Raw genomic sequence first — 14825 nt, 5'->3', positions numbered from 1 at the left:
GCTTAGTCAGCCAGTGCGGCGTTCTGCAGTTCGAAGATTTCTGTCATGCCTTTCTGGGCCAAGGCCAGCATCGCGTTCAGCTCAGCGGGCTGGAATGGCGCGCCTTCAGCCGTGCCCTGTACTTCGATGAAACCACCGGTGCTGGTCATGACTACGTTCAGGTCGGTCTCGGCGGCCGAGTCCTCCAGGTAGTCCAGGTCCAGCACAGGCTCGCCCTGGTACATGCCGACCGATACAGCGGCGATCATCTGCTTGAGCGGGTCGCCGCCTTTGAGGCCGCCGCGTTTCTTGATGACTTTCAGCGCGTCAACCAGGGCCACCATGGCACCGGTGATGGACGCGGTACGCGTACCGCCGTCGGCCTGGATCACGTCGCAGTCGACGTACAGGGTCACGTCGCCCAGCTTGGACATGTCCAGGGCGGCACGCAGGGAACGGCCAATCAGGCGCTGGATTTCCAGGGTACGCCCGCCTTGCTTGCCACGGCTGGCTTCACGCTGGTTACGCTCGCCAGTGGCGCGCGGCAGCATGCCGTATTCAGCGGTCAACCAGCCCTGGCCCTGACCCTTGAGGAAGCGCGGCACGCCATTTTCGACGCTGACGGTGCAGATCACCTTGGTATCGCCAAACTCGACCAGTACGGATCCCTCGGCGTGTTTGGTGTAGTTGCGGGTGATGCGGATCGAGCGGAGCTGATCGGCAGCGCGACCACTTGGACGTTTCATAGGGGATACCTGTACTGAGGACGAAAAACTGCCGAGCATTATAGAGCCGCCAGCTGATTCGGGGCACTTCTAAAAATTCGGTTACGAATGCGCGACTCGTCGCGCTTTGTGAGCGCCAGGGTTTGGGGCCTTGCGCCCCACTGCGCTACACTCCTGCGCCTTCGCAGCCTGTCGGCTTCAATTTACTCATCAGCCCGTATTTGCGGGACTGCATCGCGAGGTACCTCCATGGTGCACAGCATGACCGCCTTCGCCCGTGTCGAAAAAGCCGGGGCCCAAGGCACCCTCAGCTGGGAATTGCGCTCGGTCAACAGCCGTTACCTGGAGCCGCATCTGCGCCTGCCGGAGTCGTTCCGCGATCTCGAAGGCGCCGTGCGTGAAGCGCTGCGCCAAGGCATTTCCCGTGGCAAGCTGGAATGCACCCTGCGCTTTACCGAAGAAACCACCGGCAAGCCGCTGCAGGTCGACCGCGACCGCGCCGCGCAACTGGTCGCTGCCGCAGAAACCATCGCCGGCCTGATCAAGCAACCGGCCGCGCTGAACCCTCTGGAAGTGCTGGCCTGGCCTGGCGTGCTGGTGGCCGATGCGACCGACCCGCAAGCTCTGAACGCCGAAGCCCTCGCCCTGTTCAACCAGGGTTTGAAGGAGCTCAAGGCCGGCCGCGAGCGCGAAGGCGCCGAACTGGCGCGCCTGATCAACGAGCGCCTGACCTCAATCGAAGAAGACGTAGTCACCCTGCGCGAACTGGTGCCGCAAATGCTTGCCACCCAGCGCCAGAAGGTCCTCGACCGCTTCGCCGACATGAAGGCCGACCTTGACCCGACTCGCCTGGAACAGGAAATGGTCCTGCTCGCACAAAAGAGCGATGTGGCCGAAGAGCTCGACCGCCTGAGCACCCACATCCTTGAAGTACGTCGTGTGCTCAAGTCTGGCGGTGCCGCCGGTCGGCGCCTGGACTTCCTGATGCAGGAACTCAACCGCGAAGCCAATACACTGGGCTCCAAGGCGTTCGATCCGCGCAGCACCACGGCGGCGGTCAACCTCAAAGTGTTGATCGAGCAGATGCGCGAACAAGTACAGAATATTGAGTAAGGCAACCTCCATGACCCACAGCACCGGCACCCTTTACATCATTTCCGCCCCTTCGGGCGCGGGCAAGAGCAGCCTGGTCAAGGCCTTGACCGACGCTGACGAGCAGATCCGCATCTCGGTGTCCCACACCACTCGCGCCATGCGCCCGGGTGAAGTGAACGGCGTGCACTATCACTTCGTCGAGCGCACCGAGTTCGTCAAGATGATCGAGCATGGTGACTTCCTCGAGCGCGCCGAAGTCTTCGGCAACCTCTACGGCACCTCCCAAAGTCACCTGCAACAGACCCTGGACGAAGGTCACGACCTGATTCTGGAAATCGACTGGCAGGGCGCCGAACAAGTGCGCCAGCTGATGCCCAAGGCACGCTCGATCTTCATTCTGCCGCCATCGCTGGAAGCGTTGCACCAGCGCCTGACCAACCGCGGCCAGGACAGCGACGAGATCATCGAAGGTCGCATGCGTGAAGCCGTCAGCGAAATGAGCCACTATGTCGACTACGACTACCTGATCATCAATGATGATTTTGCTCAAGCCCTGGACGATTTGAAGGCGATTTTCCGCAGCAACCAGCTCCAGCAAAAGCGTCAACAGCAGCGTTTCGGCAAATTACTGGCCGAACTGCTCGGCTGACTGGCTCTTTCCAAAACGTCTGCAAGGGCCTTACATTGGCACTTGTAGCGGTTTTGCGAGAGCCTGCGAAAAATCAGCGCTTCCCTAAACGCTGGTGATTTTTTAAACTGCTCAGTCCGCTCGCCCAACCGGGCAGCGCGCATCTTGCATTCGCTCCGAGGAATACCATGGCCCGCGTAACCGTTGAAGACTGCCTAGAACACGTGGATAACCGCTTTGAGCTGGTCATGCTCTCTACCAAGCGTGCCCGTCAACTGGCCACTGGCGGCAAAGAGCCCCTGGTCCAGTGGGAAAACGACAAGCCTACCGTTGTAGCCCTGCGTGAAATCGCTGAAGGCCTGATGAGCTATGAGTTCATCGCCAACGCCGAAATCGTTGAAGACGAACCGCTGTTTGCAGCGTTCGAGGACGAGTCCAACGAGGCCGTCTAAGCCTATGCCTGGTCGACGTAGCACGGCGCGGGGTCACAATCTTCGGCAGGAGTTCATACTTTGCCGAGCATAGACGCCCTCGCCGATCGCTTATCGACCTACCTCGGCCCAGACCAGGTCAACCTGGTCCGCCGAGCGTATTTCTACGCCGAACAAGCCCACGACGGCCAACGCCGCCGTAGCGGCGAGGCGTATGTCACCCATCCTCTTGCGGTGGCCAATATCCTGGCCGACATGCACATGGACCATCAGAGCCTGATGGCCGCGATGCTGCATGACGTGATCGAAGACACCGGCATTGCCAAGGAAGCGCTCAGTGCGCAATTTGGCGAAACCGTGGCCGAACTGGTCGACGGGGTCAGCAAACTGACCCAGATGAACTTCGAGACCAAGGCCGAAGCCCAGGCGGAAAACTTCCAGAAAATGGCCATGGCCATGGCCCGCGACATCCGCGTGATCCTGGTCAAGCTGGCCGACCGGCTGCACAACATGCGCACGCTGGAAGTGCTCTCCGGCGAAAAGCGCCGGCGCATCGCCAAGGAAACCCTGGAAATCTACGCGCCCATCGCCAACCGGCTGGGCATGCACGCCATTCGTATCGAATTCGAAGACCTCGGCTTCAAGGCCATGCACCCGATGCGTTCGGCGCGCATCTACCAGGCGGTCAAGCGCGCCCGGGGCAACCGCAAGGAAATCGTCAACAAGATTGAAGAGTCCCTGAGCCATTGCCTGGCGATCGATGAGATCGAGGGTGAGGTCAGCGGCCGGCAGAAACACATCTACGGCATCTACAAGAAGATGCGCGGCAAGCGCCGGGCCTTCAACGAGATCATGGACGTTTACGCGTTCCGGATCATCGTCGACAAGGTCGACACCTGCTACCGCGTGCTGGGCGCTGTGCATAATTTGTACAAACCCCTGCCCGGCCGCTTCAAGGATTACATCGCGATTCCCAAGGCCAACGGCTACCAGTCGCTGCATACCACGCTGTTCGGTATGCATGGCGTGCCGATCGAGATCCAGATCCGCACCCGCGAAATGGAAGAAATGGCCAACAACGGCATCGCCGCCCATTGGCTGTACAAATCCAGCGGCGACGAGCAGCCCAAAGGCACCCATGCCCGCGCCCGCCAGTGGGTCAAGGGCGTGCTGGAAATGCAGCAACGTGCCGGCAACTCCCTGGAATTTATTGAAAGCGTGAAGATCGATCTGTTCCCGGACGAGGTCTACGTGTTCACGCCCAAAGGCCGCATCATGGAGCTGCCCAAAGGCTCCACCGCGGTCGATTTTGCCTACGCGGTGCACACCGACGTGGGCAACAGCTGCATCGCCTGTCGGATCAATCGTCGTCTCGCACCGCTGTCCGAACCGCTGCAAAGCGGCTCCACGGTCGAGATCGTCAGTGCTCCAGGCGCGCGTCCGAACCCGGCATGGCTCAATTTCGTGGTCACCGGCAAGGCACGCACGCATATTCGCCACGCCCTGAAACTGCAGCGTCGCTCCGAGTCGATCAGCTTGGGCGAACGCCTGCTGAACAAGGTGCTCAACGGCTTCGACAGCGCCCTGGACAAGATTGCGCAGGAGCGCGTGCAAGCGATGCTCCACGAGTACCGCCAGGAAACCATCGAAGACCTGCTGGAAGATATCGGCCTGGGCAACCGCATGGCCTACGTGGTCGCCCGCCGCCTACTGGGCGAAGGCGAACAACTGCCAAGCCCGGAAGGCCCGCTGGCAATTCGCGGCACCGAGGGCCTGGTGCTCAGCTACGCCAAATGCTGCACGCCGATCCCGGGCGACCCGATTGTCGGCCACTTGTCTGCGGGCAAAGGCATGGTGGTGCACCTGGACAACTGCCGCAACATCACCGAAATCCGCCACAACCCGGAAAAATGCATCCAGCTCTCGTGGGCCAAGGATGTTACCGGCGAGTTCAACGTCGAGCTACGGGTGGAGCTGGAGCACCAGCGCGGCCTGATCGCCCTGCTGGCCAGCAGCGTCAACGCTGCCGACGGCAATATCGAGAAAATCAGCATGGACGAACGCGATGGTCGCATCAGCGTGGTCCAACTGGTGGTCAGCGTGCACGACCGCGTACACCTGGCTCGCGTGATCAAGAAGCTGCGCGCCTTGACTGGGGTCATCCGCATCACCCGTATGCGTGCATAGCTCTTCAGATAACTCATCACCCATTACAAGGAGTCACTCATGACCAAGACAGTTATCACCAGCGATAAAGCCCCAGCCGCTATCGGCACTTACTCCCAAGCGATCAAGGCGGGCAACACCGTCTACATGTCCGGCCAGATCCCACTGGACCCACAGACCATGGAATTGGTTGAAGGCTTCGAAGCGCAAACCGTACAGGTCTTCGAAAACCTCAAGTCCGTGGCTGAAGCTGCTGGTGGTTCGTTCAAAGACATCGTCAAGCTGAACATCTTCCTCACCGACCTGAGCCACTTCGCCAAGGTCAACGAGATCATGGGCAAGTACTTCGAACAACCCTACCCAGCCCGCGCCGCCATCGGCGTTGCCGCCCTGCCAAAGGGCGCACAGGTTGAGATGGACGCCATTCTGGTCATCGAGTAAAACACCCGGCGCAGCTCCAACAGGCTGCGCCGACTTCGTTTCAGAAGGATTTCGTAATGCGCAAAGCGCTTGTAGCCTCTTCGTTGCTCGCCCTGTTGCTGGGCGGCTGTGCCAGCAACCCCGCCGACCTGGATGTGAGCGGCACCTGGATCAACCAGGCCGCCATCGACGCGGCAGCCAAGGGCGGCCCTTTGCGTGAAGCCCTGCAATCCTATGGCCCCAACCTTGAGTGGGAGGTCAACACCAAGGCTGCGCAGGCACGCTACTACAACGGTTTTGAAGTGGCCGAAGGCAAGCTGACCGGTGAAAATTCCGGCGCCTGGAGCGTCGACTTCTATGGCAGCGCCGCGACCGAACTCAAGCGCAAAGGCAAACAACTGCTGCAAGTGGCCAACGACAATGAGCCGGAGCAACTGTTTGCCCGCGCCAAAGAGCCCGCACCCGAAGGCGCGCCAATAGGTGCCAATTTCGAACGGGCGCTGTACGCGGCCTACATGGGCGGCGACTGGAAGATCACCGACGGCACCGGCAACGGCGCCACCGTGCAGTTCCAGGCCGATGGCAAGGTCGCGGGCCTGCCTGGCGCCGACCGCTACTCACTGTGCCTGGCAGGCGATTGCGCCTCCATGAGCGGTGGCTACGACAGCATCTGGCTGCAACTGAACGGCCAGGGCAACCCGTGGATCTTCGCGCGTAAGGGCGGGCAACTGGAGATCTTTCAGGCAATCAATACCGCGCGGGCGGATGAAGTGCCTCAGTTCACGCCGGGACCGCGCCAATGGCTGCTTGAAAAGTAATAACAGCTTCACCTGAATCTAAATGTGGGAGGGGGCTTGCTCCCGATAGCGGTGAGTCAGCCAAAGAAAATATGGGCTGATGTAATGCTATCGGGAGCAAGCCCCCTCCCACATTTTTGACCGCGTTTCAGCCTTTCAGGATCGCGGCGTAGCCTTCCCGGTAAGTCGGATACTTCGGCGCCCAACCAAGGGACTTAGCCCTGGCATTACTGCATTGCTTGCTGCCCGCACGCCGCACGCTGGCGTCATCGGCCCATTCGGTCACACCCAGGTACTCGCGCAACCAGGCGACCACCTCGGCCAGTGGCGCAGGCGCATCGTCGACACCGATATAGACCTTGTCCAATGCACCGCCCTGCTCTACATGCCGCAGTAAAAAGGCCAGCAGTCCGGCCGCGTCATCCGCGTGAATCCGGTTGCCATATAAAGGCGGGTCAATCGCTACGCGATAGCCTTGGCGCACCTGGGTCAGCAGCCATTCACGCCCTGGCCCGTAAATCCCGGTCAGCCGCACGACAGTGGCGGGGATACCGCTATTGAGCGCCACTTGCTCGGCTTCCAGCATCACCTGCCCGGAATAACCCTTCGCTTGCGTCTCTGACGTTTCGTCGACCCACTCGCCGTTCTGCTGCCCATATACGCTGCTGCTGGATACAAACAGCAGGTGTTTCGGCTCCTGGCCGTAGTCCTTCAACCACTCCAGTACATGCTGTAACCCTTGCACGTAAGCGGCACGATAACCGGCTTCGTCGTGGTCGGTAGCAGCGGCGCAATAGACCAGGTAATCCACCCCGCCGATTGGCCACGTCTCTGGGCAGTCCTTTTTGAACAGGTCGCCGGCGATGCCGATCACTCCATCGGGCAGCCGCGAAATATCGCGACGCAGGCCGTGCACCTCCCATCCCGAGGCCAGCAATTGGCTAGCCAGCCGACTACCCACATCGCCGCAACCGGCAATCACAACAGAAGGCACAGACATCATAAAACTCCGTTCTCAAAGGTCTAGATTAGCCTTCGCAGATGACGATCGGCCAGAAAAAGGACAAATAAAGTAACTGTATTACTTCTGTTAACAAGAATTACTTGCAATAATAACCGCCCATTTGTCCTCGACCCTTCAGAGTCTGGCAGGACGATCACTCATTTTTTCTCTTAGGTCCGGCCAGCATGACACGTAATACAAACCCCGCTTCGCCAACCAAGCTTCACAGCCCATCCCGCGCCTGGCGTGCGATTGCTGCGATGCTGTTCAGCGTACTGCTGGCACCGACCGCCGCATTCGCTGATGCCACCGCACCCGCCACTCCGGCGACTGCCGAGCAGAACGCTGCGGCCCCAGCTGCGCCTGCCGTCGCACCCGCCGCCACCGACCCGGCCCAAGCGGCAGGCGATGCCGCACCTGCCGATGAAACCGGCGTAGTGCTGGAAGAAGACAACACGCTGGGCATGGCCCACGACCTGTCGCCATGGGGCATGTACCAGAACGCCGACGTGGTGGTGAAAGCCGTGATGATCGGCCTGGCCATCGCCTCGATCATCACCTGGACCATCTGGATCGCCAAAGGCTTCGAGCTGTTGGGCGCCAAGCGTCGCCTGCGGGCTGAAATCGTCCACCTGAAAAAAGCCACCACCCTCAAGGAAGCGAGCGAAACCGCCACCAAGAAGGGCACCCTGGCCAACACCCTGGTACACGACGCGCTCGAAGAAATGCGCCTGTCGGCCAATACCCGCGAAAAAGAAGGCATCAAGGAGCGCGTGGCCTTCCGCCTCGAGCGCCTGGTTGCCGCCTGCGGCCGTAACATGAGCAGCGGCACCGGCGTGCTCGCCACCATCGGCTCCACCGCACCCTTCGTCGGCCTGTTCGGCACCGTATGGGGCATCATGAACAGCTTCATCGGCATCGCCAAAACCCAGACCACCAACCTCGCCGTCGTTGCCCCCGGCATCGCCGAAGCCCTGCTGGCTACCGCCCTGGGCCTGGTTGCCGCGATTCCTGCGGTGGTGATCTACAACGTCTTCGCCCGCTCCATTGCCGGCTACAAGGCCCAGGTTTCGGATGCATCGGCAGAAGTGCTGTTGCTGGTCAGCCGTGACCTCGATCACCTGCCTACCGAGCGCAGCTCGCAACCGCACATGGTGAAAGTGGGGTAATCGGCCATGGGCCTGCATTTGAATCAAGGCGACGACGAACTCGTCGAGAACCACGAAATCAACGTCACGCCGTTTATCGACGTGATGCTGGTGCTGTTGATCATCTTCATGGTGGCGGCACCGTTGGCCACCGTGGATATCAAGGTGGACCTGCCGGCATCCAGCGCCAAGCCTGCGCCGCGGCCGGAGAAGCCGATCTTCCTCAGCGTCAAGGCAGACCAACGCCTGTTCCTGGGCGAAGAAGAAGTCAAGACTGAAAGCCTGGGCCCGGTGCTCGACGCCAAGACCCAAGGCAAGAAAGACACGACGATCTTCTTCCAGGCCGACAAAGGCGTGGACTACGGCGACCTGATGAGCGTGATGGATGCCCTGCGGGCAGCCGGCTACCTCAAGGTGGGCCTGGTCGGACTTGAGACGGCAGCCAAGAAATGATCACGACGCGCCACAAACTGACGCGTTATGGCACCAGCCTCGCCGTCGTGCTGGGCGTGCATGCCGTCGCGATCATCATCGCGCTCCAGTGGTCCGCGCCGCAGGTGATCCAGCTGCCACCCGCCGCCATGGTCATCGACCTGGCGCCGATGCCAGCACCGCCGCCTCCGGCACCGCCCAAGGTGATTACGCCGCCGCAGCCGCCTGCACCGGTGGAAGAGCTGCCTCTGCCGAAATTGGCCGAGGCGCCCAAGCCAACGATCCAGGTGCCCAAGCCGGTCAAGCCCAAGCCTAAGCCGCAACCGCCCAAGCCGGTGGAGAAGAAGCCCGAACCGCCCAAGGAGAAACCTTCCGAGGAGCCACCGAGCGAAACCCCACCAACCAACGCACCAGCGGAAAAATCGGCCCAGCCTGCGCCCGGCCCATCGGCACAACAGGTCGCGGCCCAGGCATCCTGGCAAAGCACCCTGCTGGCGCACCTGCAGAAGTACAAGAAGTACCCGCCTGGCGCCCAACGCAGCGGCAAGGAAGGCATGAACCGCTTGCGCTTTGTGGTCGATGCCGAAGGTAATGTGCTGTCCTACGAGTTGGAGGGCCGCTCCGGCAACGCCGACCTGGACCGTGCGACCCTGGAGATGATCCGCAAGGCTCAGCCACTGCCCAAGCCTCCGGCCGACCTGCTGAAAAACGGTAGCGTCGAACTCGTCGCACCATTCGTCTACAACATCGACAAGCGGCGCCGCTAGATCCATCAATGTGGGAGGGACTTGCTCCCTCCCACATTCGCTTTCATCGCATCAGTAAAAATCCCGGTATTCCCCGCTCAATCCCCAGCAAAGTTCTGATAACGTGCGTCTATCGATTGCAGCCGGTATGCTTGGCCCGCAACCTCATGGACGCCCGCTATGACTCTTACAGAATTACGCTACATCGTGACCCTCGCCCAAGAACAGCACTTCGGCCACGCGGCCGAGCGTTGCCATGTCAGCCAGCCGACGCTGTCGGTGGGTGTGAAAAAGCTTGAAGACGAACTCGGTGTGCTGATTTTCGAGCGCAGCAAGAGCGCCGTGCGCCTCACCCCAGTGGGCGAAGGGATCGTTGCCCAGGCCCAGAAGGTTCTGGAGCAAGCGCAAAGCATTCGCGAGCTGGCCCAGGCCGGCAAGAACCAGCTGACCGCACCGCTCAAAGTCGGCGCGATCTACACCGTCGGCCCGTACCTGTTCCCGCACTTGATTCCGCAACTGCACCGCGTCGCGCCGCAGATGCCGCTGTATATCGAAGAAAACTTCACACACGTGCTGCGCGACAAACTGCGCAACGGCGAGCTGGACGCGATCATCATCGCCCTGCCATTCAACGAGGCGGACGTGCTGACCCTGCCGCTCTACGACGAGCCGTTCTACGTGCTGATGCCGGCCTCCCACCCGTGGACCAAGAAGGACACCATCGACGCCGGCCTGCTCAATGACAAGAGCCTGCTGCTGCTCGGCGAGGGCCACTGCTTCCGCGACCAGGTACTGGAAGCCTGCCCGACCCTGACCAAGGGCAACGACGGTGCCAAGCACACCACGGTGGAATCCAGCTCCCTGGAAACCATTCGCCATATGGTCGCCTCCGGCCTGGGTATTTCGATCCTGCCGCTGTCGGCAGTGGACAGTCATCACTACGCCCAAGGCGTGATCGAAGTGCGCCCACTCACACCACCGGTGCCGTTCCGTACCGTGGCGATCGCCTGGCGCGCCAGCTTCCCACGCCCCAAAGCGATTGAGATCCTTGCCGACTCGATCCGCCTGTGTTCGGTGGCCAAGCCGCCCGCTGCGAGCTAAGCAACTGTATGACAGAGCTACTATGACTGAACTGTCGCAGGTGTCGGTGACGGCACTCAAGGGTGTCGGTGAAGCCATGGCCGAAAAGCTGGCCAAGGTCGGCCTGGAAAACCTACAGGACGTGCTGTTCCACCTGCCCCTGCGCTATCAGGACCGCACCCGCGTGGTGCCCATCGGCCACTTGCGTCCTGGGCAGGACGCCGTGATCGAAGGCACCGTCAGCGGCGCTGACGTGGTGATGGGCAAGCGCCGCAGCCTGGTGGTGCGCCTGCAGGATGGCACCGGCGGCTTGAGCCTGCGCTTCTACCATTTCAGCAACGCGCAGAAAGAAGGCCTCAAGCGTGGCACCCGCGTGCGCTGCTACGGCGAGGCGCGCCCTGGCGCATCGGGCCTGGAAATCTACCACCCGGAATACCGCGCCATTACCGGCGACGAACCACCACCGGTAGACACCACCCTCACACCGATCTACCCGCTGACCGAGGGCCTGACCCAGCAACGCCTGCGCCAGTTGTGCATGCAGACCCTGACCATGCTCGGCCCGCAAAGCCTGCCCGATTGGCTGCCCCTGGAACTGGCTCGCGACTATCAACTGGCGCCCCTGGCCGATGCGATTCGCTACCTGCATCACCCGCCCGCCGATGCCGACGTGGACGAGCTCGCCCTCGGCCATCACTGGGCCCAGCATCGCCTGGCCTTCGAAGAACTGCTGACTCACCAACTGTCGCAGCAACGCCTGCGTGAGAGCATGCGCTCCCTGCGCGCCCCGGCCATGCCCAAGGCCACACGGCTGCCCGCGCAATACCTGGCCAACCTCGGCTTTGCGCCGACGGGTGCCCAGCAACGGGTGGGCAATGAAATCGCCTACGACCTTAGCCAGCAAGAGCCGATGCTACGGCTGATCCAGGGCGACGTGGGTGCAGGCAAGACCGTGGTCGCCGCCCTTGCCGCCTTGCAAGCACTGGAGGCTGGTTACCAGGTGGCGCTGATGGCGCCGACGGAAATCCTCGCCGAACAACATTTCATCACCTTCAAGCGCTGGCTCGAGCCATTGGGCCTGGAAGTGGCGTGGCTGGCGGGCAAACTCAAGGGCAAGACCCGTGCAAGCGCCCTGGAGCAGATCGCCGCAGGCGCACCAATGGTGGTGGGCACCCATGCGCTGTTCCAGGACGAAGTGCAGTTCAAGAACCTCGCCCTGGTGATCATCGACGAACAGCACCGCTTCGGCGTACAACAGCGCCTGGCCCTGCGCCAGAAAGGCGTGGGCGGGCGCATGAATCCGCACCAGCTGATCATGACCGCCACGCCCATCCCACGCACCCTGGCCATGAGCGCCTACGCCGACCTCGACACCTCGATCCTCGACGAACTGCCGCCCGGGCGTACGCCGGTCAACACCGTGCTGGTCACCGACACCCGGCGCGTCGAAGTGATCGAGCGCGTGCGCGGCGCCTGTGCCGAAGGCCGTCAGGCGTACTGGGTGTGCACCTTGATCGAAGAGTCCGAAGAGCTGACCTGCCAGGCGGCCGAAACCACGTATGAAGACCTCACCAGTGCCCTGGGCGAGCTCAAGGTCGGGCTGATCCATGGCCGCATGAAACCGGCGGAGAAAGCCGCGGTGATGGCCGAGTTCAAGGCCGGCAACCTGCAATTGCTGGTGGCTACCACGGTGATCGAAGTCGGCGTAGACGTGCCCAACGCCAGCCTGATGATCATCGAAAACCCCGAGCGCCTGGGCCTGGCGCAACTGCACCAACTGCGTGGCCGGGTCGGCCGGGGCAGTGCCGCCAGCCACTGCGTGCTGCTGTATCACCCGCCGTTGTCGCAGATCGGTCGCCAGCGCCTGGGCATCATGCGCGAAACCAACGACGGTTTTGTCATCGCCGAAAAAGACCTTGAGCTGCGCGGCCCAGGCGAAATGCTCGGCACGCGCCAGACCGGGCTGTTGCAATTCAAGGTCGCCGACTTGATGCGTGACGCCGACCTGTTGCCTGCGGTACGCGACGCAGCCCAGGCCCTGCTCGAACGCTGGCCCGATCACGTCAGCCCCTTGCTCGACCGCTGGCTGCGGCACGGGCAGCAATACGGCCAAGTGTGACGCCTGACGCACTTATCCGACCAACACCTGTATCAAGCTGGTTATACTCCAATGAATGTAAGAAATTGGATCAGGCCATGTCAGAAGTCGCCCTCGCCACAGCCCCACTGACCGCCCCGCCGGTCATTCGGGCGCTGCTCGCCAAGCTCGCCATCCCCTACACGGAAGTCACCGAACAACCTGGCCTGAACCCTGCGCGAAAGGTCCAGGCGGTGTTGCTTGAGGATGCGGTTGGCGCACTCATGGTGCTGTTCCCCCAAAGCCAGTTGCTCGACCTCAACCGCCTCGCCGAACTCACGGGTCGCCGCCTCACGGCCGTAGCCCCTGAGCGCATCGAACGCATGCTCGGCAAGCATGACCTGAGCCTGCTGCCGGGCCTGCCGCCACTCACCAGTTCGCCGTGCCTGTATGAAGGCAGCCTGCTCAATGAGCCGAGCCTGCTGGTGCATTCGGGCGAAGCCGGGCTGTTGCTGGAAATGTCCAGCGACGCCTTCAAGAGCATGCTCACCAAGGCCAGCGCCGCGCAGTTCGGCGAACCGCTGAGCAATATCCGCCCGAACCTCGACCGCCCCAATGATGACCGCGAGGAAATCACCCAGGCGATGCAGGCGTTCACCGCTCGCCGTATCCAGCAACGCCTGGAAGCGACCATCGAGATTCCGCCGCTGGCCGACACGGCGCAGAAGATCATCAAGCTACGCGTCGACCCCAACGCCACCATCGATGACATCACCGGCGTGGTGGAAACCGACCCCGCCCTCGCCGCTCAGGTGGTGAGCTGGGCCGCGTCGCCCTACTACGCCTCGCCGGGCAAGATCCGCTCAGTGGAAGACGCAATCGTGCGTGTACTGGGCTTTGATCTGGTGATCAATCTCGCGCTGGGCCTGGCATTGGGCAAAACCCTGAGCCTGCCCAAGGACCGCCCGCATCAGTCCACGCCGTACTGGCACCAGTCGATCTACACCGCTGCCGTGATCGAAGGCCTGACCCGCGCCATGCCCCGCGCCCAGCGTCCGGAAGCCGGACTGACCTATTTGGCCGGCCTGCTGCACAACTTCGGTTACCTGCTGCTGGCCCACGTATTCCCGCCGCACTTCTCGCTGATCTGCCGGCACCTGGAGGTCAACCCACACCTGTGCCACAGCTACGTCGAACAGCACTTGCTGGGTATCAGCCGCGAGCAGATCGGTGCCTGGCTGATGCGCTACTGGGACATGCCGGACGAACTGTCCACTGCCCTGCGTTTCCAGCACGACCCGACCTATGACGGGCAATATGCCGAGTACCCGAACCTGGTGTGCCTGGCGGTAGGCTTGCTGCGCAGCCGCGGGATCGGTTCCGGACCGGATGAGGCGATTCCCGACGTACTCCTTGAGCGGCTGGGGTTGAGCCGTGACAAGGCTGAGGAAGTCGTCGGCAAAGTGCTGGACGCCGAGGTCTTGTTGCGCGAGCTGGCGTCCCAGTTCAGCCAAGGGTAAATCGGCCGCCTGTCACACCGCATTCGCGAGCAAGCCCGCTCCCACATTAGTCCGAGTTCCAACTTTGGAATATGGTCGAATGTGGGAGCGGGCTTGCTCGCGAAGAACTCACCGCGGTCTACCTGAAAAACCCTACTTCTTTTTCTTCGGTTTCAAATACTTGGTCAACCCCTGGAACCAGATCACCAGCGCCGGGTTGCCCTTGATCTGGATCGACTTGTCCTGGATGCCCGTCATGAACGCCAGTTGCTTGTTCTTCGCCTGCATCGTGGCGAAGCCGTAGGCGGCATCCTTGAAGGCAATCGCAAAGGCAGGCTCAGGATGGACACCTGAACGGCTGGTAATGCGCTGGTCTTTGACAATGAAGTGACGGGCGACTTTGCCGTCGAGGGTCTGCAGCTGGAACGCCAGGTCTTTGTCACCCAGTTGCTGCTGGAAGGCGGGGTTGGTGCGGCTGGCTTTGCCCATCATCAGGCCAAGCACCCACAGGAGAAGACGAAATTTCATGCACACGGCCTCGGTGTATTTATTGGAGTGGCCGCAGCAGTGTAACGATTTGCAAACAGAACGCCACCGAT

Annotated in this window: 15 protein-coding genes; 12 read left to right on the top strand and 3 right to left on the bottom strand. The window is 61.7% G+C overall.

Annotation, left to right across the window (positions count from 1 at the left end; all coding sequences use genetic code 11):
• Positions 1 to 2: 2 nt before the first annotated feature.
• Positions 3 to 725 (bottom strand): ribonuclease PH, encoded by a 723-nt coding sequence (gene rph, locus JFT66_RS16605; RefSeq protein WP_016975928.1) that lies wholly within the window; start codon positions 723 to 725, stop codon positions 3 to 5.
• A 228-nt stretch (positions 726 to 953) separates the two neighbouring features.
• Here rph and JFT66_RS16600 point away from each other — a divergent pair, with 228 nt between their 5' ends.
• The 6 genes from JFT66_RS16600 to JFT66_RS16575 all read left to right on the top strand — a co-directional run bounded on the left by JFT66_RS16600 (position 954) and on the right by JFT66_RS16575 (position 6262).
• A complete protein-coding gene (locus JFT66_RS16600) occupies positions 954 to 1817 on the top strand; it encodes a YicC/YloC family endoribonuclease (protein ID WP_198859652.1) in 864 nt (287 codons plus the stop codon).
• Positions 1818 to 1827: 10 nt separating this feature from the next.
• Positions 1828 to 2448 (top strand): guanylate kinase, encoded by a 621-nt coding sequence (gene gmk, locus JFT66_RS16595; RefSeq protein WP_034116420.1) that lies wholly within the window; start codon positions 1828 to 1830, stop codon positions 2446 to 2448.
• 167 nt (positions 2449 to 2615) lie between these two features.
• A complete protein-coding gene (gene rpoZ / locus JFT66_RS16590; protein WP_003176920.1) occupies positions 2616 to 2879 on the top strand; it encodes a DNA-directed RNA polymerase subunit omega in 264 nt (87 codons plus the stop codon).
• Between the two features lie 60 nt (positions 2880 to 2939).
• Complete coding sequence (spoT, locus tag JFT66_RS16585; RefSeq protein WP_034116421.1) at positions 2940 to 5045, top strand: bifunctional GTP diphosphokinase/guanosine-3',5'-bis pyrophosphate 3'-pyrophosphohydrolase; 2106 nt, start codon at positions 2940 to 2942, stop codon at positions 5043 to 5045.
• A gap of 39 nt (positions 5046 to 5084) precedes the next feature.
• A complete protein-coding gene (locus JFT66_RS16580; protein ID WP_034116422.1) occupies positions 5085 to 5465 on the top strand; it encodes a RidA family protein in 381 nt (126 codons plus the stop codon).
• 56 nt (positions 5466 to 5521) lie between these two features.
• Complete coding sequence (locus tag JFT66_RS16575) at positions 5522 to 6262, top strand: hypothetical protein (protein WP_153837353.1); 741 nt, start codon at positions 5522 to 5524, stop codon at positions 6260 to 6262.
• A gap of 127 nt (positions 6263 to 6389) precedes the next feature.
• Here JFT66_RS16575 and JFT66_RS16570 read toward each other — a convergent pair whose 3' ends face one another.
• Entirely contained in the window at positions 6390 to 7241 is an 852-nt protein-coding gene (locus tag JFT66_RS16570) for an SDR family oxidoreductase (protein ID WP_153837352.1), read from the bottom strand.
• Positions 7242 to 7429: 188 nt separating this feature from the next.
• On the opposite strand from JFT66_RS16570, the gene exbB reads away from it, so the two are divergent.
• The 6 genes from exbB to JFT66_RS16540 all read left to right on the top strand — a co-directional run bounded on the left by exbB (position 7430) and on the right by JFT66_RS16540 (position 14247).
• The gene (gene exbB, locus JFT66_RS16565; RefSeq protein ID WP_034116425.1) at positions 7430 to 8413 is read left to right on the top strand and encodes a tonB-system energizer ExbB; all 984 of its coding nucleotides are present in this window, start codon (positions 7430 to 7432) and stop codon (positions 8411 to 8413) included.
• Between the two features lie 6 nt (positions 8414 to 8419).
• Entirely contained in the window at positions 8420 to 8845 is a 426-nt protein-coding gene (exbD, locus tag JFT66_RS16560; protein ID WP_003176926.1) for a TonB system transport protein ExbD, read from the top strand.
• Positions 8842 to 9591 (top strand): energy transducer TonB family protein, encoded by a 750-nt coding sequence (locus JFT66_RS16555; protein WP_034116426.1) that lies wholly within the window; start codon positions 8842 to 8844, stop codon positions 9589 to 9591. Before exbD ends, JFT66_RS16555 begins: the two co-directional genes overlap by 4 nt.
• A gap of 159 nt (positions 9592 to 9750) precedes the next feature.
• Positions 9751 to 10671 carry a hydrogen peroxide-inducible genes activator gene (locus JFT66_RS16550; protein WP_032878710.1) on the top strand — a complete coding sequence of 307 codons (921 nt, stop codon included), beginning with the start codon at positions 9751 to 9753 and terminating at the stop codon, positions 10669 to 10671.
• A gap of 22 nt (positions 10672 to 10693) precedes the next feature.
• Positions 10694 to 12769, top strand: coding sequence for an ATP-dependent DNA helicase RecG (gene recG, locus JFT66_RS16545; RefSeq protein WP_034116427.1), 2076 nt, complete (start codon positions 10694 to 10696; stop codon positions 12767 to 12769).
• A gap of 77 nt (positions 12770 to 12846) precedes the next feature.
• Positions 12847 to 14247, top strand: a complete 1401-nt coding sequence (locus tag JFT66_RS16540) for an aminoacyl-tRNA deacylase and HDOD domain-containing protein (RefSeq protein WP_198859651.1) — start codon at positions 12847 to 12849, stop codon at positions 14245 to 14247.
• 132 nt (positions 14248 to 14379) lie between these two features.
• On the opposite strand, the gene JFT66_RS16535 is transcribed toward JFT66_RS16540, so the two are convergent.
• Complete coding sequence (locus JFT66_RS16535) at positions 14380 to 14754, bottom strand: hypothetical protein (protein ID WP_032803751.1); 375 nt, start codon at positions 14752 to 14754, stop codon at positions 14380 to 14382.
• Positions 14755 to 14825 lie beyond the last annotated feature (71 nt).

Source organism: Pseudomonas sp. MF6755 (genome assembly GCF_016405635.1).
Lineage (GTDB): Bacteria > Pseudomonadota > Gammaproteobacteria > Pseudomonadales > Pseudomonadaceae > Aquipseudomonas > Aquipseudomonas haemolytica.
Note: the sequence above shows the minus strand (reverse complement) of the source record. Positions and strands in the feature narration are given on the sequence as shown.

What these genes read in the sequence shown, in the direction of transcription:
- rph (WP_016975928.1), bottom strand. Translation starts at nt 725, where the DNA reads ATGAAACGTCCAAGTGGTCGCGCTGCCGATCAGCTCCGCTCGATCCGC.
- JFT66_RS16600 (WP_198859652.1), top strand. Translation starts at nt 954, where the DNA reads ATGGTGCACAGCATGACCGCCTTCGCCCGTGTCGAAAAAGCCGGGGCC.
- gmk (WP_034116420.1), top strand. Translation starts at nt 1,828, where the DNA reads ATGACCCACAGCACCGGCACCCTTTACATCATTTCCGCCCCTTCGGGC.
- rpoZ (WP_003176920.1), top strand. Translation starts at nt 2,616, where the DNA reads ATGGCCCGCGTAACCGTTGAAGACTGCCTAGAACACGTGGATAACCGC.
- JFT66_RS16580 (WP_034116422.1), top strand. Translation starts at nt 5,085, where the DNA reads ATGACCAAGACAGTTATCACCAGCGATAAAGCCCCAGCCGCTATCGGC.
- JFT66_RS16575 (WP_153837353.1), top strand. Translation starts at nt 5,522, where the DNA reads ATGCGCAAAGCGCTTGTAGCCTCTTCGTTGCTCGCCCTGTTGCTGGGC.
- JFT66_RS16570 (WP_153837352.1), bottom strand. Translation starts at nt 7,241, where the DNA reads ATGTCTGTGCCTTCTGTTGTGATTGCCGGTTGCGGCGATGTGGGTAGT.
- exbB (WP_034116425.1), top strand. Translation starts at nt 7,430, where the DNA reads ATGACACGTAATACAAACCCCGCTTCGCCAACCAAGCTTCACAGCCCA.
- exbD (WP_003176926.1), top strand. Translation starts at nt 8,420, where the DNA reads ATGGGCCTGCATTTGAATCAAGGCGACGACGAACTCGTCGAGAACCAC.
- JFT66_RS16555 (WP_034116426.1), top strand. Translation starts at nt 8,842, where the DNA reads ATGATCACGACGCGCCACAAACTGACGCGTTATGGCACCAGCCTCGCC.
- JFT66_RS16550 (WP_032878710.1), top strand. Translation starts at nt 9,751, where the DNA reads ATGACTCTTACAGAATTACGCTACATCGTGACCCTCGCCCAAGAACAG.
- recG (WP_034116427.1), top strand. Translation starts at nt 10,694, where the DNA reads ATGACTGAACTGTCGCAGGTGTCGGTGACGGCACTCAAGGGTGTCGGT.
- JFT66_RS16540 (WP_198859651.1), top strand. Translation starts at nt 12,847, where the DNA reads ATGTCAGAAGTCGCCCTCGCCACAGCCCCACTGACCGCCCCGCCGGTC.
- JFT66_RS16535 (WP_032803751.1), bottom strand. Translation starts at nt 14,754, where the DNA reads ATGAAATTTCGTCTTCTCCTGTGGGTGCTTGGCCTGATGATGGGCAAA.